The organism is Pseudomonas sp. HS-18 (genome assembly GCF_020401845.1).
GTDB classification, from domain to species: domain Bacteria; phylum Pseudomonadota; class Gammaproteobacteria; order Pseudomonadales; family Pseudomonadaceae; genus Pseudomonas; species Pseudomonas nitroreducens.
The window spans coordinates 4,564,677-4,584,009 of sequence record NZ_CP084413.1; the positions used below are offsets into that span (position 1 = coordinate 4,564,677).

Genomic DNA, 19,333 nt, shown 5'->3' on the forward strand with positions numbered 1-19,333 from the left:
GCTCACAATCCTCAGCTGGCGCGACGCACCGGCTGCTGGTAAAGGCCGGCGAACATGTCGGCCATGGCGTCCTCGCTGGGCTCTTCCGGCGACTGCAGGCTCACCGCACGGCTGACCAGTTGGTGCGCGCGTGCCACATGCAGGTCATCCGGGATCTTCGGCCCGTCAGCCAGATAGGCTACCGGGAGATGCTGGCTGATAGCCAGAGCCAGAGCTTCGCCGAGGCTTCCCGCTTCGTCCAGCTTGGTCAGGATGCACCCGGCCAGCCCACAGGAACGATAGTTCTGCCAGGCGGACTTGAGCACCTGGCTCTGGCTGGTCGCGGCCAGCACGAGGTAATTCTTCACGTTCAGGCTCAGCGACGACAGCGCTTCGAGCTGCATGCGCAGCGCCGGATCGTTGGCCGGCAGGCCGGCGGTGTCGATCAGCACCAGACGCTTGCGCGCCAGCGGCGCCATCGCCTGGATCAGCGACTGGCCAGGATCGACCAGGGTCACCGGCACATTGAGGATACGGCCCAGGGTCTTGATCTGCTCCTGGGCGCCGATGCGGAAGCTGTCCATGGACACCAGGGCAATGCTCTGCGCGCCGTACTTGAGTACGTAGCGGGCAGCCAGCTTGGCCAGGGTGGTGGTCTTGCCCATGCCGGCCGGGCCGACCAGGGCGATCACGCCGCCCTGCTCCAGCAGGTCGGTTTCCGGGGTGTTGATCGAGCGCGCCAGGTGCGCCAGCAGCATGCGCCAGGCCTGCTTCGGATCGGCGATGGAGGCTACGCGCTCCAGCAGGCTGCGCGACAGGTCGGCCGGCAGGCCCATGCGCTGCAGGCGACGCCACAGGTTGGCCTGCTTCGGGCGCTGGTTCTGCAGCTGGTTCCAGGCGATGGAGCCCAGTTGCACTTCAATCAGTTCACGCAGGCCGTTGAGCTCGAAGCGCATGGCTTCCAGCGCCTGCTGGCCGGCGGCAGCCGGCGTCGGGGCGGCCGGCGCGGCCATGGCTTCGGCCAGGGTCTCGGCAGCACTGCGGCGCGGCGATTCGGTGCCGTACATTTGACGGTCCTTGCGCACGCCATCGGTTGCGCGGGCCGGGGCCGACAGGTCCGCCTTGGCCTGGGCGATCTTCGCCTGGGTCTTGCGCAGCTCGGCTTCCAGCGCCGGGTTCGGCTTGCTGGCGGCCACCGGTGCCTGGTAATCCAGCGCGGCGGTCAGCTCCACGCCGCCGGCGACACGGCGGTTGCCGATGATCGAGGCATCCGGGCCCAGCTCGTCACGGACCAGTTTCATGGCCTGACGCATATCGGCGGCGAAGAAGCGTTTTACCTGCATGGCCTAGGACCTCAATCAGTTCTGCCCAACAGTGGCGACAATCGTGACTTGTTTGTTGTCCGGGATTTCCTGGTAAGCCAGCACGTTCATGGTGGGAACCGCCATCCGGGCGAATCGCGACATCATCGCGCGGATGGGACCTGCCACCAGCAGAATCGCCGGCTTGCCGAGCATCTCCTGACGCTGCGCCGCTTCAACCATCGAGCGTTGCAGCTTTTCGGCCATTCCGGGTTCCAGCAACATGCCGTCTTCGGAGCCCTGTCCGGCCTTCTGAAGACTATTGAGCAATATCTGTTCCAACCTGGGTTCCAGAGTGATCACAGGCAGCTCCGGCTCTAGTCCCACAATGGTTTGCACGATTGCGCGGGACAGCGCGACGCGGACCGCCGCCACCATCGCGGCGGGATCTTGACTCTTCGCCGCCACGTTGGCGATGGCCTCGGCGATGGTGCGGATATCGCGTACCGGCACCTGCTCCTGCAGGAGTGCCTGAAGCACCTTGAGCAGGGTCGACAGGGAAATCAGCCCCGGCACCAGCTCCTCGGCGAGCTTGGGCGAGGTCTTGGCCAGCAGTTGCATCAGTTGCTGGACTTCCTCGTGGCCGAGCAGCTCGTGGGCATGCTTGTGCAGCACCTGGTTCAGGTGAGTGGCAACCACGGTGCTGGCGTCCACCACGGTGTAGCCCAGGGACTGCGCCTGGTCGCGCTGCGAGGCCTCGATCCAGACGGCTTCCAGGCCGAAGGCCGGATCCTTGCCGGCGATGCCGTTGAGGGTGCCGAACACCTGGCCGGGGTTGATCGCCAGGTCGCGGTCCGGATAGATCTCGGCTTCGGCCACGCTGACACCCATCAGCGTCAGGCGATAGGCGTTGGGCAGCAGGTCGAGGTTGTCGCGGATATGCACCGACGGCATCAGGAAGCCCAGGTCCTGGGACAGCTTCTTGCGTACGCCCTTGATCCGCGCCAGCAGCTGGCCGCCCTGGTTGCGGTCCACCAGCGGAATCAGGCGGTAGCCTACTTCCAGGCCGACCATGTCCACCGGAGTCACGTCATCCCAGCCCAGTTCCTTGGTCTGCTCGGCGCGCTGGGCGGGCAGCAGTTCCTGCTGGGTCTGGGCTTCCTGCTCGGCCTTCTGGCTGGCCTTGCGCTGGCGGCTCCAGATCATCCAGGCGCCGCCGGCAGCCAGGCCACCCAGGCCGACGAAGGAAACGTGCGGCATGCCGGGCACCAGGCCCATGGCGATGAGGATGGCGGCAGAGATGGCCAGCGCCTTGGGCGAGGCGAACATCTGACGGTTGACCTGGGCCCCCATGTCCTCGGAGCTGGACACACGCGTCACCATGATCGCGGCGGCGGTGGACAGCAGCAGCGAGGGCAACTGCGCCACCAGACCGTCACCGATGGTCAGCAGGGCGTAGACCTTGCCGGCATCGCCGAAGCTCATCGAGTGCTGGATCACCCCGATGGCCACACCACCGATGAGGTTGATGAACAGGATCAGCAGGCCGGCGACGGCGTCGCCGCGGACGAACTTGCTGGCACCGTCCATGGAGCCGTAGAAGTCGGCTTCCTGGGCCACTTCGGCGCGGCGCTTCTTGGCTTCCGCCTGCTCGATCAGGCCGGCATTGAGGTCGGCATCGATGGCCATCTGCTTGCCGGGCATGGCGTCGAGGGTGAAACGCGCACTCACCTCGGAGATACGCCCGGCGCCCTTGGTGACCACCACGAAGTTGATGATCATGAGGATCGCGAAGACCACGATGCCGACGACGTAGTTGCCGCCGATCACCACCTCGCCGAAGGCCTGGATCACCTTGCCGGCGGCCGCGTGACCGTCGTGGCCGTGCAGCAGCACGACGCGGGTGGACGCGACGTTCAGCGCCAGGCGCAGCAGGGTGGCGACCAGCAGGATGGTCGGGAAGACGGCGAAATCCAGCGGGCGCAGGGCATACACGCTGACCAGCAGGACGACGATGGACAGCGCGATGTTGAAGGTGAACAGCACATCCAGCAGGAACGGCGGGATGGGCAGGGTCATCATCGCCAGCATCGCCAGCAGCAGCAGCGGCACGCCGAGGTTGCCTCGGCTGAGCCCTACCAGGTTGCTGCGAACAGTGCCGATCAGTTGCGTACGATCCACCCGAATTTCCCCTGCGCGTGGGTGGCCGAGGCAGCCACCGGATCAAACTTTTGACGCCGAGACCGGCGTCCGCACAGGGTTTTGCAGGAAGCGTTCCAACTTCTTCGAACCGCGATAAATGCCCGACTCAGAGCGGCCGGATCACCAGCTTCCGGAAGCGCCGCCACCGCCGCTGGAACCGCCACCGCCGGAGTAACTGCTGCCGCCGCTGGACGACGAACTGCTGCCGCCGGAGCTTGAATCCGAGCCGGGCCCGGAACCGGAGCTGCCGCCGGCCAGGAAAGCGACCAGCATCGGCACGTACAGCATCGGAATCAGCGCCAGCGAATCGGGAAGCACCCAGGGCCACAGCGGAACTCCCGTCGCATAGACCACGAACCCGGCGATGCCGCCGGCCAGCGCCAGGCGAATGCAGAATTCCAGACGACTGCGCTTCCAGGTGCCGTAGGCGAGGAAGAACGGCAGGCACAGGAAGATCAGCGCGACGGTCCCACCAATGGGAGCCGCCAGGCCGTAGAGCGCGACGTCTCCCCCGTCGAAATGCGAGGCGAGCAGCATCAGCGCCACCAGGTAACCGATGAGCCCGCACACCACCCAGGCTGCCTTGCGCGAAGAGGCAGCCAGGGCGCCGATGCCGCCACCGGTGAACAGGCAGAACGGCAGGACGAAGAGCAGCATCGGCGCGGCGTCCAGGCCGGAGCTGAACGCCAGCAGCAGCGCCAGGCACGTGGACGCAAGCAGCACGGCGCGAACGCTGAACCAGCGCCGGCGCAAGGCAATGCCTGCTACGGCGCCGGCGCCCAGGCCGATCAGCAGCAGCCAGCCCTCAAGCGTCAGGCCGCCCTGCTGGCGTTCCTCCGGCAGTGTCTCGCCATCGATCAGACGCTCCAGGACCTCGACCGCCCGCTGGATGCCGCCGGCGAAGTCACCGTCGCGGAAAGACGGAACCATGTATTCCCGGATGATCCGCGCGGCACTCACATCCGGAATCGCGCCTTCCAGCCCATAGCCGACCTCGATGCGCATAGTCCGGTCGTCCTTGGCCACCAGCACCAGCACGCCATCATCCACCCCCTGCCGCCCCAGGCGCCATTGCTCGAAGACGCGGGTGGCGTACTGCTCGATGCTGTCCTCGCCGGTGCTGGGTAGCATCAGAATGGCGATCTGCGAGCCCTTGCGCTGCTGCAGCGCCAGCAGGCGCTGACGCATCGAGGCGACCCAGTCGCTATCCAGCGTGCCGGTGAGGTCGGTGACCGGGCTTGCCAGCCGAGGCACGGCCACCGCGGCAGGCGCTTGCTCCTGCAGCGCATCGGCGACATCTACGCTGGCCGCAGCCCTATCAGCCTGGACAGCCTGCGTGAGCGGCACGCCCGACAGGAGGAACAGGCACAGGAAGCCGAGAATCCAGGTTCTCATCAGGCAGCCGCCCTCGGCCGTCCGCGCAGGGCCTGCAGAATCCCCATGGACAGCTTCGGATCGTGCAACTGGCCGCGCCAGGCGCGAACGACGCTGAAGGCAGAGCTGACGAGGACGTATCCCGTGATCAGCAGACTGAACACAAGCACCAGCACGGACTTGATCTGAGGCCAGAGCTTGATCTCGCCATCGTTGGCAACCACACCCAGCGAACCGATCAACAGCACGACAGCCACGAAGATCAGCGCCAGGGACAAGTACAGGTCCAGCACTCGCAGCGTCACTTCGCGGACCAGCGGCGGAGCCCTGCGCCCCAGCAACAGATAGCCCAGCACCAGCAAGGGGATGAACCACAGCGAAACGTAGATCACCGGTAGCGTGACAAGGGGAATGGCGGCAGCAATGCGGCGGTCGCGAACGGTGCTGTCCATGGCGTGCTCGGTGCCTCCTGGCAAATGGGTGTCGAGATGCTAGTTGAATGCGCTCAACGCGCAAAGCCGCGGGGCGCTGCGCCACCAGCTGCCGGACGCCCCGCCGCCGCCGCTCGACCCGCCACCGCCGGAGAAACCGCCACCGCTGGAGCCGCCACGGGACGAGCCGCTGCCCGAGCCGGAGCCACCAGCCCCCTTGCCCGAACCGAATATCAGCAGCCCGGGGAGCGCCATGAACGGCAGCACCGCCAGCCAATTCAGCGGCACGGCCGGTGCGCCCGCGAAGAACGCCACCACCAGGTAGAGCCCCACCAGGATCAGCAAGCGCAGATAGAAGCCCCGGCGGCCCTTGCGCCAGGTATCGCGCATCATCGAGATAACCAGCCACCAGAGGCCAAGCACGAACAGCAGGCCCACCGGCGCGGCCAGCGCATAAATCCACAGCACGCCGCCAAAGCGCGGCGTCAGGAAGCCGAGCAGGATGCAGTAGACGATCAGCCCGAGCACCCCGTAGAACATCACGCGAACCGTCCACAGCGCGCCGAAGGTGGCGCCACCCATCAGCAAGCAGAGCGGCGAAATCGCCACGGTCACCAGGGCATCGGTGCCGCTGGCGAGTACCGCCACCAGCGCAACGATTGCGGCGCCGATCGTCAGGGCACCACGCCAGCGCAGGCGATGGGCGGCCAGCAATACACCGCCAATCCCACCCGCCACGAAGGCCACCAGCAGCAGCCAGGCTTCCAGCGGCACCCGCAACGGGGCGGGCGCGGCCAGCGGTTCGCCGTCGACCAGCCCGATCAGCGCATCCACCGCCGCGTCGAGACCGCCGGCGTAATCCCCTTCGCGGAACGCCGGCGCCATGCGCTCGCGGATGATGCGCCCGGCCAGCACATCGGGAATCGTCCCTTCCAGGCCGTAGCCCACCTCGATGCGCATCAGGTGGTCGTCCTTGGCCACCACCACCAGCACGCCATCGTCGATGCCCTTGCGGCCGAGCTTCCACAGGCTGAACAGTTTGTTGGAAAACGCCTCGATGCCCATCTTGCCGACCGAGGGCAGCATCACCACGGCGATCTGCGCACCGCGCCGCCCCTCCAGGGCCGTGAGCTTGTCGATCAGGCGGCCCTTGGCGGAGGGGTCGAGCGTGCCGGTGACGTCGACCACGCGTTCGCCCAGCGGCAGCACGATTGCGCTTTCGGGGACCGACTCTGCAGCTACACCGCACAACGGTATTGCACCGAAGAAGAGCGCCAGCAACAAACCACCGAGCCAGTCTCGGCGGAGCGTATTTCCAGACACGAAGTGGCGCCCCCATTGCCAACGACAAGACGGCAAGGCTGCCATAGGCGCTTTACCGTCGCCACACCTCCATCGTCACCGATTCACCGCATTTCGCCCCTCCTGAAACAGTTCCGCGGGCAGGCACCTTCTCGTCACGCGTTAACATCCATTCAAAGCACGCTCGCCGGGCACTCCTTTGACGTTGGCGAGCGCCAGTTACCTGGCGTCGCTAACTGTCACGGATACAAAGGAATGGGCTCACCCTCGATGCGCCACCAAGGCCGACTACTCCGGCCAGCGACGGCAAGCTGCTACAGGGGCTGCGCCAACGCCCGAAGCACATCCTTGAACGTCTCGATCTGTTGCTGGTTGAAACGCCCGAATATCTTCGCCTGCTGCTCCTCGGCGATACTCCATAACGCTTCCGCCTGCTCAACGCCCGCCACCGTCAAACCACAAGCATCCCCATGCCCGCGCAACAACCCCTTGCGCTCAAGGTTGGCGCGAGCCTCCTCGATCTCGCGCTGGGGCATTGCCACCAGTTGCAGCAAGGCCGACACCGCCAGGCTGGCGTCCTTCTCCATGACCATCAACATCCGCGCCTCGCTGGTACGCAAGCCACTGGCCAACTGCCGGGGCTGATAGTCGGCCTGGTAGCAGCGCAATGCCTGGGTCATCAGGTAATAGAGATTATGGTTGAGTCGCCCCTGGAAGGCGGTTCGCGGCACGCCGGCCTCCACCTTGCGCAAACGGGGATGCGGCAGCACGGTGCTGTACACTCCTTGATGATACAACAGAGGCGCGCGCCCCAGGTCATCGAATGCCAGCACCCGGCCAATCAGGATCCAGTGGTCGCCGCCGTCGAGCTGCTGATATTTCTCGCACTGGAAGCGCGCCGCACAGTCGGCTAGCAACGGCGCACCACCCGCCCCCACCTCCCAGGCCACACCGCTGAACCGGTCAGCGCTGGGACGAGCGAACTGATTGGACAGGTCCACCTGATCAGCGGCGAGAATATTCACCGCGAAGTGCGTCGCGCAGTGGAAAACCTCATAGCTGCCAGAACGCTTGTCGATACTCCAGAGCACCAGCGGCGGGTCGAGCGACACCGAATTGAAGCTGTTGGCGGTCACACCAACGCGCCGGGCATCGGCATCAGCGGCAGTCATCACGGTAACTCCTGTGGCGAAGTTACCCAGAGCACGGCGAAAGGCGCGCGAGTCAAACCCCGCTGCATTATTGTCAGTCATGGCGAATCCTCCGCGCCGACCGATCGGCCGGCGGGCAAAAGGCAATCAAGAAAAAGGAGTGTGGTGCCAACCCGAGGTGTGGCGCGCAGACGTGCGCAACTCAGACCATGCTGGGGTCGGGCTCCAGCCCCATCAGCTCACGGCCGAGGATCTGCGCGCAGACGTCATAGTCGGTGTAGGCATGAGCGCCGGTCATGTGCGAGTCGCGGAACAGACGCTGCAGTTCATTGTTGTCGAACCAGGCCGTACCGCCGGCAGCGGCGAACAGCCGATCCACTGCAGCGATGCACATTTTCACCGCGTAGGCTTGGTTGGTCCGCCAGTGCGCCAGCGTCCGGCGCTCCGGGTAACGATGCGCACGCGCGTATTCGGCATGCTGCTCCCAAGTCTTTTCGAGGAAGGCACGGGCGGCGGCCACCTGGTGGGTGGATTCCGCCAGGCGCATCAAGGCCGGGGTTGCAGCGCCAACGGCGGCCCCCGTGTAGGCACGCACGCGATTGCGGGTTTTCTCGGTGAAGGCAGCGAGCATACGCTCGGCGATGCCCAGGCTGATCGCGGCAAAACCACTGGCAAAGTACGGACGATAGGGGGCGTAGAAGATCTGGCTGTCCGGGTACAGGCCAAAACCGGCGGAGCGACCCTCCATCATGTCCTTGGCAGCTTCGATGCGATGATTGGGGATGAAGGCATCCTGGATGATCAGTGTCTTGGTACCGCTACCGCGCATCCCGGCAACGAACCAGTCATCGCGGATGTCGTAGTCGGCGCGCGGCACCACGGCGAAACAATAGATCGGTTCGCCGCCATCCTTGCTTTGTCGACGGAAACCGACGATGGCCCATTCGGCGTAATCGCAGCCGCTGCTCCACCCCATCTCGCCGTTGAACAGTATGCCGCCTTCGACCTCCTGAACCTTGCCGAACGGAGCAATGCTGCTACTGGCAGTTGCGTCGGGGTTTTCGCCCCAGACGTCGTCTTGCAGGCGTTTTGAGAACATCGCCAGTTGGTGGCTATGGGTACAGAGCAGGCTGAAAGCCCAAGCCGTGCCGGCACAGGCGCCTGCCAGCGCCACCACGCATTCGGCGAATTCGGGCAGCGAGATTTCCATGCCGCCATAGGCTTTCGGCTGGAAAGCGCGGTGCAGGCCGATGCCTTTCAGCAGGGCGATGTTCTCGGCCGGCGCCATGCGCTCCCGCTCGCCACGCTCAGCGTTGGCAGCGATGTCCGGGAGGATGGAGCGAAGGTCTTCAAGCAGTGAATTCGGCTTTTTCATGATAGGCCCTGAATTGTTATTGGAAGTCTGCGGAGGCACTGCATGCACAGGCGCAGGGCTTCCGGACGGGCTCTCGAAGGGTTCGACGAGAGGGACGGGCGGATTATGTAAGCCCATCGACACTCGACTGAATGTAAGTTACGCAGTCTCTCTTGTACTTTTCATTGAACATTCCAAGGAGCACAAAAAACCCGAAATCCACGCTACAAGCCCCTAACCCAATGATTTTCACGTTATTTCATTAAGATAGAAATGAATCGACAGATTTTCATTTTTCATACCTCCTTTCATCCCTACCCCTCAGTGCATCGACACTCGCTTGGTGCCCTTCGCCCTGTACCTGGCCAGCCATGGAATTTCCGCTTGGTGGAACCTGCACAAATCGCCGGAGAGCCTGGGATGGCGCCGTTACAGGTATGCCTTCGGCCGTTCCCCTTGGCAGAGAACAGGTTAATAAGTTAATTGACTGTGATCACAATTGTGCAAAATTCCGCACGAGCCAAATCGTCGACTCGACGGTTATGAAATAAATATTTCATTTAAAATCAATAATTTGTGAAATTATAAAATTCTCCATACGAACTGGATATCTGAGATACGGCTACACAGGCATATTGTTAATATCTTAACAAGACCCTAGATTAGGCACGCCACATCCCCGCAACAGAGGGACCATGGCGCCAACCTCCCTTTTCCTAGAGACAAGAACAATGATCAGGAAAAACCGCAGCCTCTCTCATCTCCCCTGTCTGCTCACCACCGTCTGGGGCATCAGTTCCGGCGCCCAGGCCGATCTGATCAGCGACAGCACGGCCAGCATCGAGGCCCGCAACATGTACATGAACCGTGACTTCCGTCAGAGCGGTGCGCCACAGTCCAAGGCAGAGGAATGGGCTCAAGGTTTCACGGCTCGCTTTGTCTCCGGCTTCACCGATGGCACCGTGGGCGTCGGTCTGGATGCCATCGGGGAAACGGCGATCAAACTCGACTCCAGCCGTGATCGACACGGCACCGGTCTCCTGCCCTACGACAGCCATGGCGAACCGGAGGACACCTACAGCGAATTGGGGCTGACCGCCAAGCTGCGTGCCTCGAACACCGTGCTGCGCGTCGGCACGCTGCAGCCACAATTGCCGGTGGCTGCCTACAACGACACGCGGCTGCTTTCGTCCACCTATGCCGGCGGTCTGCTCACCTCGCAGGAGATAGAAGGACTGACACTCAATGCCGGACGCCTGGAAAAGATCAACCGCAGAGACTCGTCGCACAACGAGGAGATGAACTACACCGGCGTGGACAGCGCGCACCTCGACCTGCTGGGCGGAACCTATGCCGTCACACCGAATTTGAGTCTGAGCTACTACTACGCGCAGATGGAGGATATCTATCAGCAGAACTACGCAGGCCTGGTACACAACGCCAGCCTCGGCGAAGGCATCAGCCTGAAAACCGATCTGCGCTACTTCGATACCGTAGAGGCTGGCGACCACCGCTACCGCAGCGCAAACCGGGTGGATGGAGGGCGCATCGACAACCGCTTTTTCAACGGCATGCTCACCCTCGGTGTCGGGGCGCACAAGTTCGGCGTCGGCTACCAGAACCTCTCCGGCGATGGCGACTTCGCCTATCCCGGGCTGGACCCGTACTCGGTGAACCTGGTCACGATCAACGTCTTCACCAAGGCCGGCACTGACGCCTGGCAGGCACGCTATGACTATGATTTCGCGGCGCTAGGCATGCCTGGACTGACCTTCATGACCCGTTACGTCTACGGCAAGAACGTGCAGACGGCGACAGTGCGTGACGGTAGCGAGTGGGAGCGTGACACCGATCTTGCCTACGCATTCCAGGATGGTTATCTGAAGGGTTTCAACGTTCGCCTGCGCAACGCCACCTTCCGCTCCGGCGACGGCCTGCGCACGGATATCGACGAAAACCGCATCATCCTCGGCTACACACTCCCACTGTTCTGACCCAACTGGCCGACCATCTGCGGATACCCTCTGGCGGCGGCCACTGCCTACCACGGCATGGCGTCGGCTAGCGCCAAGCGTCTTCCTTGTCATTGAGGCGACGCTGGCGATATTCCCCTGGCGCCAGACCCGCATTGCGGGTGAAGAAGCGGCTGAAATAGCCAGGATCCTTGAAGCCGAGCTGGTAGCAGATCTCATTGATCGACAACCCGGTGAACAACAGCAGGCGCTTGGCCTCCTGCATCAATCGGTCATGAACCAGACGCTTGGACGGAAGCCCTGACACCCGTCGACAGATATCGTTGAGTCGCGCTTCGGTGACGCCGATCTGCGATGCATAGACGGACAACGAGCAGTGTTCAGCGTAGCGCTCCTCGATCAGCACGTTAAAGCGCTGGAAGAACTGCAAGTCGTCGCGCCGTGTCGGTTGTGCCTGTAGCGAGCGGCTCGACAGACGCAACAGGCTGATGAAGATCAGGCGGGTCAGCAGGCTCAGCCCGGCATCGCGGCCCGGGCGCTGGGCGCGAAACTCGTCACGCAGCAATTCGAACAAGCTATCCAGGCGCCGTGCCTCGGCCTGGAAACTTTCCTCCAATTCGCTGAAAGCAACGCAAAGCGGTGCAATCTGCGGCCCGCTGGCAAGCCCCTGCTCCGGTTCGAGCAATGGCCAGATCAATTGCTGGCGCACGGTCAGGACGTGACCATCACTGCCAGGCTCGGTGACGAACGCATGGGCAACGGTCGGCGGCGTGAGGAAGAACAGCGGGCCCTGCTGGTGGTACTGTTGCTCATCGAGAAAAACCCGAACAGCCCCACTCTTGACGTAGTGCACCTGGAAGTAGCGGTCGTGACGATGCACCGGCATGTTGCGACCGAAGAAATCCGCCAGCTTGCCCAACTCTTCGTAATGAACCTCCGAGTCGGCGTAACGCAGGTCGTAGACCTGACCGATATCGATATTGGGAATCGGTGGGCGTCGTGCCATCTCGGACCTTCCTGCCGGTAAGACGCGACCCAGTCAGGGCTCGATCTTCTTCAGATCATCCAGTAGCGCCAACAGCTGCTGCAGCTTCTCGGCCCCAAACTGATCTTGGATTTTCTGGTAGTTGCTTTCCATACCCTCGCTCATCGCCACGAACGCCTGCTGCCCCTGCTCGGTCAGGCAGACGTAGACGCGACGCTGGTCCTGCGGCGACTTCCAGCGCTTGACGATTCCGTCACGCTCCAGCCTCACCAGCATACCGGTCATGCTCGGCTTGAGGATGCAGGCCTGGTCGGCCAGTTGGTAACTCTCCATCTCGCCGTTCTGGCGCAGGATTCGGATCACCCGCCACTGCTGCTCCGTCAATCCATGCTGATTGAGCATTGGACGGAAAAACGCCATGGCCGCTTCGCGGGCCTGAAGCAGCGTGAGGGTCAGAGAAGGACGAGGACTTGGCATATAGCGCCTGTTCGAATCGATAAAGGCTGGATTTAACCAACAAGGTGTCAGCCCGCGCAACGCTGTCATCCATCCCAAGGATCGCAAAGCCCGAGGTCACGCCAGTAACTCGCAACGGCAAAAACCTCCGCGCCCTTTCACGCAGCTATCGATGCTCAGGGCTTGACCATTGTTAACATGTTAATTATAACATTCACATATTAACGAAATAGCCATTCCTATCGCACCGCGACATCTGCGGCCCCGACAAGCAACCCAGGAGCGAACACCATGCGTCGCGCAGCAAGTGAAGTCGCCAACGGCACCCTGTTCGGCGTCGCGCTGAACTACCAGGGCCTGTTGCACAGCCGGCTGGAAGAGTTCCAGCAAGCTCCCTACCAACGGCCGCCGCTCAAGCCGGTGCTGTTCATCAAGACCCCCAACACCCGCAACGGCGATGGCCAGGCGGTGGTCTTTCCCGCCGGAGTCGAGCGTCTGCAACCGGGCCCAGCGCTGGGTGTCGTGCTCGCTCGTGACGCCAGCCGCGTCAGCGAAGACCAGGCCATGGACTATGTGGCCGGCTATGTGATCGTCAACGAGTTCAGCCTGCCGGAAGACAGTTACTACCGCCCGGCGGTCAAAGCCAAATGCCGCGACGGCTTCTGCCCGTTGGGCAGCGAGGTGGTCGGCCGCGACGAGATCGCCGACCCACATGCCCTGCCGATCCGCCTGCTGGTCAACGGCAAGGAGCGCCAGCACAACAGCACCGCCAATTTGCTGCGCAGCATTCCTCGGCTGATCGCCGAGATCAGTGAGTTCATGACGCTTCACGCCGGCGATGTGCTCCTCACCGGCACCCCCGAGGGCCGCGTCGATGTGCAGCCCGGTGACGAGGTAGTAGTGGAAATCGAAGGGCTGGGCCGTCTGGTCAATCACATCGTGGCGGAGGAAGCCTGAGATGAAACACGCACGTATCCGCTATCAGGGCGCCATCCACGCAGTCACCGTGGAAGCTGCCAACGCCGTGCGCCTGGCCGATGGCCAACTGCTCGGCGAACACCAGGTGGAGTGGCTGCCACCGGCCACCGGCAGCATGTTCGCCCTTGGCCTGAATTATGCCGACCATGCCGCCGAGCTGGCCTTCAAGGCACCCACCGAGCCGCTGGCGTTCATCAAGTCGCGTGGCACCTACACCGGCCACAACCAGGTTACCTGGCGGCCGGATGGCGTCGCCTACATGCACTACGAGTGCGAACTGGTGGCGGTCATCGGCAAGCCGGCGCGTAACGTCAAGCGTGAGGACGCCCTCGCCTACCTGGCCGGCTACACCGTCTGCAACGACTACGCCATCCGTGACTACCTGGAGAACTACTACCGACCCAACCTGCGGGTGAAGAACCGCGACGCCACCACCCCGGTCGGTCCCTGGATCATCAGCGCCGACAAGGTGCCCAATCCCTCGCGGTTGACCTTGCGTACCTGGGTCAATGGCGAGTTGAAGCAGGAAGGCAGCACCGCCGACATGATCTTCGACATCCCCTACCTGATCGAATACTTCTCCAGCTTCATGACCCTGCAGCCGGGCGACATGATCGCCACTGGCACACCCGAAGGCCTGGCCGACGTGATGCCGGGCGATGAAGTGGTGGTGGAAGTAGAAGGCGTCGGCCGCCTGGTCAACCACATCGTCAGTGAGGCCGAGTTCTTCGCGAACCGCGCCCGCGCCTAATCGAGACAGAGATACCCGCATGATCAAGCACTGGATCAACGGCCGCGAGGTCGAGAGCAAAGAAGCCTTCACCAACTACAACCCGGCTACCGGCGAAGCCATAGGCGAAGTCGCCAGCGGCGGCGCCGAGGAAATCGCCCAAGCCGTGGCAGCGGCCAAGCAAGCCTTCCCGAAATGGGCCAACACCCCGACCAAGGAGCGCGCCAGGCTGATGCGCAAGCTGGGCGAACTGATCGAAGCGAATGTGCCCAACCTCGCCGAACTGGAAACCCTCGACACCGGCCTGCCGATCCACCAGACCCGAAACGTGCTAATCCCCCGCGCCTCGCACAACTTCGAGTTCTTCGCCGAGGTCTGCACGCGCATGGACGGCCACAGCTACCCGGTGGACGATCAGATGCTCAACTACACGCTGTACCAGCCGGTGGGTGTCTGCGCCCTGGTATCGCCGTGGAACGTGCCATTCATGACCGCCACCTGGAAGACCGCGCCGTGCCTGGCGTTGGGTAATACCGCAGTACTGAAGATGAGCGAGCTCTCGCCCCTGACCGCCAACGAACTGGGCCGTCTGGCCCTGGAGGCCGGCATCCCGCCCGGCGTGCTCAACGTAGTGCAGGGTTACGGCGCCAGCGCGGGTGACGCCCTGGTGCGCCACCCGGACGTACGGGCCATCTCCTTCACCGGCGGTACCGCCACCGGCAAGAAAATCATGCAGACCGCCGGCCTGAAGAAGTACTCGATGGAACTGGGCGGTAAGTCGCCGGTGCTGATCTTCGATGATGCCGACCTCGACCGGGCCCTTGACGCCGCGCTGTTCACCATCTTCTCGCTGAACGGCGAACGCTGTACTGCCGGCAGCCGCATCTTCATCCAGGAAACGGTCTACGACCGGTTCGTCGCCGAATTCGCCGCCCGTGCCAAGCGCCTGATCGTCGGCGACCCGCAGGATCCGAAGACCCAGGTCGGCTCGATGATCACCCAGGCCCACTATGACAAGGTCACCGGCTACATCCGCCTCGGCATCGAGGAAGGCGCCAGCCTGCTGGCCGGCGGACTGGAACGCCCGGCCAACCTGCCAGCGCACTTGGCCAGAGGACAGTTCATCCAGCCCACGGTGTTCGCCGACGTGGACAACCGCATGCGCATCGCGCAGGAAGAAATCTTCGGCCCAGTGGTCTGCCTGATGAAGTTCAAGGACGAGGCCGAAGCGCTAAAGCTGGCCAACGAAACCGAGTACGGCCTGGCCTCCTACATCTGGACCCAGGACATCGGCAAGGCACATCGCCTGGCACGCGGCATCGAAGCCGGCATGGTGTTCATCAACAGCCAGAACGTCCGCGACCTGCGCCAGCCATTCGGCGGCGTGAAGGGTTCGGGCACTGGCCGTGAAGGCGGGCAATACAGCTTCGAGGTCTTCGCCGAGATCAAGAACGTCTGCATTTCCATGGGTAGCCATCCCATTCCCCGCTGGGGCGTCTAGGAAACGGCTCGACGATAGAGCGGCCACCCAAGGCCGCCAGCATCGCCGGCGTGCAGAGAACAATCACAAGAATCCGGGTGCCCTACAGGCGGCACCCCGCACCAGGAGAACCACCATGGGCACAGTCGCGCTGGCTGCCAAGATCACCCACGTCCCGTCGCTATACCTCTCCGAACTGCCCGGCCCACGCCAGGGAAGCCGCCAGCCGGCGATCGACGGACTCCACGAGATCGGTCGCCGCTGCCGCGAGTTGGGTGTCGATACCATCGTCGTGTTCGATACCCACTGGCTGGTCAACGCCGGTTACCACATCAACTGCGCGCCACACTTCCAGGGGCTCTACACCAGCAACGAACTGCCGCACTTCATCGCCAACATGGCGTACGAGTTCCCCGGCAACCCTGAACTCGGGCGCATCCTCGCGCAGAGCTGCAATGCCCTGGGTGTCAACGTACTGGCCCACGACGCCACCACCCTCGGGCCGGAGTACGGCACTTTGGTGCCGATGCGTTATATGAACCAAGACCGCCACTTCAAGGTGATCTCGGTCTCAGCGCTATGCACCGTGCACTACCTCAACGACAGTGCGCGACTGGGCTGGGCCATGCGCAAGGCGGTCGAGGAGCACTACGACGGCACAGTGGCCTTCCTCGCCAGCGGCTCACTGAGCCATCGCTTCGCCCAGAACGGCCAAGCCCCGGAATTCGCCGACAAGATCTGGAGCCCGTTCCTCGAAACCCTCGACCACCGGGTGGTAGAGATGTGGCAGCAGGGTGATTGGTCAACCTTCTGCGACATGCTTCCGGAATACGCGGCCAAGGGCCATGGCGAAGGCTTCATGCACGACACCGCGATGCTCCTCGGCGCGCTGGGCTGGTCGGCCTACGACGGCCGTGCCGAAGTGGTGACGCCCTACTTCGGCTCCTCCGGTACCGGGCAGATCAACGTGGTGCTCCCGGTGACCGCACAGGACGGCTCGGCGATTCCCGCCGCACAAGCCGGCAATCCTGCCGGCGGCCCTTCCGCCAGCCGACTCTGAGGGCCCTCTGGATGCCGCACTTCATCGTCGAGTACACGCACAACATCGAAGCCGAGGCGAACCTACCCAGTCTGTTCGAGAAGGTCCACGCGTCCCTTGGTGCGAGCGGTATCTTCCCTCTCGGCGGAATCCGCAGCCGCGCCATACGCCTGGATACCTGGCGCATGGCCGACGGCCAACAGGACTACGCCTTCGCTCACATGAGCCTGAAAGTGGGAGCGGGACGCGACCTGGAAACTCGCCGACACGTCGCGGAGGCGCTCTTTCAGGTCATCACCGCGCACTTCGCGACGCTCCAGCAGCGTCGGCTACTGGCCTTGTCGTTCGAAATGAGCGAGCTGAACGCCGAGCTCAACTACAAGCAGAACAACGTCCACGCCTTTCTCTCGGGGCAGACGAGCTGACGCTCGTTGCCCTTATCGGCCACTCACACAATAAAGACAACATCATGAGCACAGCCACTCCCGTTACCACCACTGCCCCATCCTCCCGCGCCACTGCCACTCACCAGAAAGTGCTCTGGCGACTGATGCCGCTGCTGCTGGTGTGCTACGTCTTCGCCCATCTGGACCGCATCAACATCGGTTTCGCCAAGCTGCAGATGAGTACCGACCTGCACTTCAGCGACACCGTCTACGGCCTCGGTGCCGGGTTGTTCTTCGTCGCCTATGCGCTATTCGGCGTGCCCAGCAACCTGATGCTAGAACGCGTCGGCCCACGCCGCTGGATTGCTTTCCTGATGGTGACCTGGGGCCTGCTCTCCAGCGCCATGCTGCTGGTACAGAGCGCCTCCGGATTCTACGCCCTGCGCCTGCTGCTGGGGGTGGCCGAGGCGGGCTTCTTCCCTGGCATCCTGGTGTTTCTCAACCGCTGGTTCCCGGCCAACCGCCGCGCCCAGGTCACCGCCCTGTTCGCCATCGCCGTGCCCATGGCGGGGGTCATCGGAGGACCGCTGTCCGGCGGGATTCTCGAAGGCTTCCATGACTTCCTCGGATTACGCGGCTGGCAATGGATGTTCCTCATCGAAGGCCTGCCAGTCGTGCTGCTGGGCATGGTGGTCTGGCATTGCCTGCCGGAAAGCTTCGAGCGCGTGGGCTGGCTGAGCGAGGTGCAGAAGGCAGAGTTGCGCGAGCAACTCGACAGCGAGGAACAACGCAAGCAGATCACCTCCTTCAGCGGCATCTTCCGTGATCGCCATGTCTGGCTGCTGGTGGCCATCTACTTCGCGGTGATGCTCGCGGTGAACACCCTGGCGTTCTGGATGCCCAGCCTGATCCACGGTACCGGCATCGCATCCGATGGTCGCGTCGGACTGCTCAGCGCCCTGCCTTACCTGGCTGGCTGCGTGTTCATGATCGGCCTCGGGCGCTCCTCGGATCGCCGCCGCGAGCGGCGCTGGCATCTTGCCGTGCCGTTGTTGATGGCTGCCGCCGGCCTGACCCTCACCGGCCTGCTGCCCAGCAACACCACGCTGGTACTCAGCGGGCTGGTGCTCACCGGGATGGGCGCCAGCGCAGCGCTACCGATGTTCTGGCAACTGCCGCCGGCCTTTCTCGCCGACCGCACCCAGGCGGCCGGCATCGCCCTGATCAGCTCCTTCGGCAGTATCGCGTCCTTCGGTGCCCCCTATTTCATCGGCTGGATGCGCGACACCACCCACAGTTCCAGCCTGGCCCTGTTCGTCCTGGCCAGCCTTATCGCCATCGGCGCCGCCCTGGTCCTGCGGGCCCCGGCCGCCGTGGTCAACCCTCGCTGAGAAACCCCACCATGCTCGACGCCACACTCATTCAGAAAGCCGCCGCCCGCCTCGATGCCGCCGAGCGCTCGCGCCAGCAGGTACGGCAATTCTCCCTCGACTACCCCGACATCAGCCTCGACGACGCCTATGCCATCCAGCGCATGTGGGTTGAACGCAAGATCGCTGACGGCCGCGTGCTCAAAGGGCACAAGATCGGCCTGACATCACGCGCCATGCAGGTCTCATCGAACATCAGCGAACCCGATTACGGCGTGCTGCTCGACGATATGTTCTTCGACGAAGGCAGTGACATCCCCTTCACCCGCTTCATCGTGCCGCGCGTGGAAGTGGAGCTGGCATTCATACTCGGCAAGCCGCTGAAAGGTCCGAACGTCACCTTGTTCGACGTCCTAGACGCCACCGAGTGGGTGATCCCCGCACTGGAGATCATCGACGCACGCATCCAACAAGTGGACCCTGACACCCAAGCCACACGCAAGGTTTTCGACACCATTTCCGACAACGCCGCCAACGCCGGTGTAGTGATGGGCGGCCGTGCGGTGCGGCCCAGCGATATCGACCTGCGCCGGGTACCTGCGATCCTCTACCGCAACGGCGTAATAGAGGAATCCGGAGTCTCGGCCGCCGTGCTCAATCATCCGGCCAAGGGCGTGGCCTGGCTGGCCAACAAACTGTCGCCCTACGACGTCACCCTGCTGCCCGGCCAGGTGATTCTTGGCGGCTCCTTCACCCGCCCGGTGGCCGCGGCGCCAGGGGACACCTTCCATGTCGATTACGACCAGCTCGGCAGCATCTCTTGCCGCTTTGTGTGAGGTGAG

General features: G+C 63.5%; 17 protein-coding genes. 8 read left to right on the forward strand and 9 right to left on the reverse strand.

Annotated features, from left to right (window positions below):
• Positions 1-11 precede the first annotated feature (11 nt).
• The 7 genes from flhF to LDJ84_RS21235 form a co-directional block, all read right to left on the reverse strand.
• Positions 12-1,322: a flagellar biosynthesis protein FlhF gene (gene flhF, locus LDJ84_RS21205; protein WP_065086082.1), complete on the reverse strand. Its 1,311-nt coding sequence runs from the start codon at positions 1,320-1,322 to the stop codon at positions 12-14.
• Between the two features lie 15 nt (positions 1,323-1,337).
• Positions 1,338-3,461: a flagellar biosynthesis protein FlhA gene (gene flhA / locus LDJ84_RS21210; protein WP_084357438.1), complete on the reverse strand. Its 2,124-nt coding sequence runs from the start codon at positions 3,459-3,461 to the stop codon at positions 1,338-1,340.
• Between the two features lie 141 nt (positions 3,462-3,602).
• Complete coding sequence (locus LDJ84_RS21215) at positions 3,603-4,877, reverse strand: TPM domain-containing protein (RefSeq protein WP_065086084.1); 1,275 nt, start codon at positions 4,875-4,877, stop codon at positions 3,603-3,605.
• A complete protein-coding gene (locus tag LDJ84_RS21220; protein WP_065086085.1) occupies positions 4,877-5,308 on the reverse strand; it encodes a hypothetical protein in 432 nt (143 codons plus the stop codon). Before LDJ84_RS21220 ends, LDJ84_RS21215 begins: the two co-directional genes overlap by 1 nt.
• Before the next feature lie 39 nt (positions 5,309-5,347).
• Positions 5,348-6,610, reverse strand: a complete 1,263-nt coding sequence (locus tag LDJ84_RS21225) for a TPM domain-containing protein (RefSeq protein WP_413247432.1) — start codon at positions 6,608-6,610, stop codon at positions 5,348-5,350.
• Between the two features lie 293 nt (positions 6,611-6,903).
• Complete coding sequence (locus LDJ84_RS21230; protein WP_065086086.1) at positions 6,904-7,842, reverse strand: p-hydroxyphenylacetate 3-hydroxylase reductase component; 939 nt, start codon at positions 7,840-7,842, stop codon at positions 6,904-6,906.
• Between the two features lie 100 nt (positions 7,843-7,942).
• The gene (locus tag LDJ84_RS21235) at positions 7,943-9,115 is read right to left on the reverse strand and encodes a p-hydroxyphenylacetate 3-hydroxylase oxygenase component (protein WP_065086087.1); all 1,173 of its coding nucleotides are present in this window, start codon (positions 9,113-9,115) and stop codon (positions 7,943-7,945) included.
• A 710-nt stretch (positions 9,116-9,825) separates the two neighbouring features.
• Here LDJ84_RS21235 and LDJ84_RS21240 point away from each other — a divergent pair.
• The gene (locus LDJ84_RS21240) at positions 9,826-11,088 is read left to right on the forward strand and encodes an OprD family porin (RefSeq protein ID WP_083196236.1); all 1,263 of its coding nucleotides are present in this window, start codon (positions 9,826-9,828) and stop codon (positions 11,086-11,088) included.
• Between the two features lie 67 nt (positions 11,089-11,155).
• Here the strand turns inward: LDJ84_RS21240 and hpaA are convergent, their stop codons facing one another.
• Positions 11,156-12,073: a 4-hydroxyphenylacetate catabolism regulatory protein HpaA gene (gene hpaA / locus LDJ84_RS21245; protein ID WP_065086088.1), complete on the reverse strand. Its 918-nt coding sequence runs from the start codon at positions 12,071-12,073 to the stop codon at positions 11,156-11,158.
• 33 nt (positions 12,074-12,106) lie between these two features.
• Positions 12,107-12,529, reverse strand: coding sequence for a homoprotocatechuate degradation operon regulator HpaR (gene hpaR, locus LDJ84_RS21250; protein ID WP_065086089.1), 423 nt, complete (start codon positions 12,527-12,529; stop codon positions 12,107-12,109).
• Positions 12,530-12,799: 270 nt separating this feature from the next.
• On the opposite strand from hpaR, the gene LDJ84_RS21255 reads away from it, so the two are divergent.
• The 7 genes from LDJ84_RS21255 to hpaH all read left to right on the forward strand — a co-directional run bounded on the left by LDJ84_RS21255 (position 12,800) and on the right by hpaH (position 19,327).
• Positions 12,800-13,465: a fumarylacetoacetate hydrolase family protein gene (locus LDJ84_RS21255; RefSeq protein ID WP_065086090.1), complete on the forward strand. Its 666-nt coding sequence runs from the start codon at positions 12,800-12,802 to the stop codon at positions 13,463-13,465.
• A gap of 1 nt (position 13,466) precedes the next feature.
• Positions 13,467-14,237 carry a fumarylacetoacetate hydrolase family protein gene (locus tag LDJ84_RS21260; protein WP_065086091.1) on the forward strand — a complete coding sequence of 257 codons (771 nt, stop codon included), beginning with the start codon at positions 13,467-13,469 and terminating at the stop codon, positions 14,235-14,237.
• Positions 14,238-14,256: 19 nt separating this feature from the next.
• Positions 14,257-15,717 carry a 5-carboxymethyl-2-hydroxymuconate semialdehyde dehydrogenase gene (gene hpaE / locus LDJ84_RS21265; protein WP_065086092.1) on the forward strand — a complete coding sequence of 487 codons (1,461 nt, stop codon included), beginning with the start codon at positions 14,257-14,259 and terminating at the stop codon, positions 15,715-15,717.
• Between the two features lie 115 nt (positions 15,718-15,832).
• A complete protein-coding gene (gene hpaD, locus LDJ84_RS21270) occupies positions 15,833-16,756 on the forward strand; it encodes a 3,4-dihydroxyphenylacetate 2,3-dioxygenase (protein WP_065086093.1) in 924 nt (307 codons plus the stop codon).
• Between the two features lie 11 nt (positions 16,757-16,767).
• Positions 16,768-17,160, forward strand: a complete 393-nt coding sequence (locus LDJ84_RS21275) for a 5-carboxymethyl-2-hydroxymuconate Delta-isomerase (RefSeq protein ID WP_065086094.1) — start codon at positions 16,768-16,770, stop codon at positions 17,158-17,160.
• Between the two features lie 44 nt (positions 17,161-17,204).
• Positions 17,205-18,512 carry an MFS transporter gene (locus tag LDJ84_RS21280; RefSeq protein ID WP_065086095.1) on the forward strand — a complete coding sequence of 436 codons (1,308 nt, stop codon included), beginning with the start codon at positions 17,205-17,207 and terminating at the stop codon, positions 18,510-18,512.
• A gap of 11 nt (positions 18,513-18,523) precedes the next feature.
• On the forward strand, positions 18,524-19,327 hold the full coding sequence (gene hpaH / locus LDJ84_RS21285; RefSeq protein WP_065086096.1) for a 2-oxo-hept-4-ene-1,7-dioate hydratase: 804 nt from the start codon (positions 18,524-18,526) through the stop codon (positions 19,325-19,327).
• Positions 19,328-19,333 lie beyond the last annotated feature (6 nt).